This window comes from Polaromonas sp. P1_G2 (assembly GCF_056405515.1).
This window is the reverse complement of record NZ_JBFUBY010000628.1, coordinates 1-699: the sequence shown is the minus strand read 5'-3', so window position 1 is coordinate 699 and position 699 is coordinate 1. Positions and strand designations below refer to the sequence as shown.

Below are 699 nucleotides of genomic sequence, written 5' to 3'. Positions count from 1 at the left end.
TGATTCCTCCGCAAGCTGGCGTGCCAGGAACGCGCGCTCTTCGGCGCGGTCTCGCACGCGCGGCAGGGGTCCGCGCGGTGCCGCTTCGCCATATTCGCGCAAACGCGGGTGAACCTTGAGCGGCGCAGCGTCAGCCCATGAGATGCTGGCCGGCAGCTCGGTTTCCGCATCGGCGTTAAGCGAGAAATGCCGCGCCGGATTGAGAGCGAAGGCAGCCCGCCCGAGCCGGTGTGCCTCGCCGTCGTCTGCGCAGGCGGCAAACCAGCCGGCAAGCAGGCGGAAGTCGGCAGAGCGGTCGCTACGGCCGCTGCGCCGTTCGTTGAGCGCTGCGATCGCAGCCAGAAGCTGCGGGATGGCCGACCGCGCCCGCGCTCGCAGCAGCTCTGCTTGAGGCGGCTCGTGGCCGGTGCTGAGGAACCAGCCACGCAGACCCTTCCAGCGTTCTCGCCAGGCTTGTAGGTAGGCTTCCCGCGACATGGCCTGATCCTGCGCTCCACCGGGAGCCGCGTCGCGAGATTCGCGTTCGGCCACCTGTCCAAGCAGGCCGTCTACATCTGGCTCCAAAGCCTGGACGAGGCGCGCGATCGTGTCGGAACGGCGCACCAGATCGCCCATGAAACGTTCCAGGTAATCGATCAACCGCTTCTTGTAGGTTGCAACCGCCCCCGCCTCGGCCTGCTGCAGCTCGATGCTGCGGGC

General features: G+C 68.0%; 1 protein-coding gene. It reads right to left on the bottom strand.

Annotated features, from left to right (window positions below):
* On the bottom strand, nucleotides 1-699 hold a 699-nt coding region (locus tag AC1D0P_RS26605), incomplete at both ends, for a TIGR02677 family protein (RefSeq protein WP_477679470.1).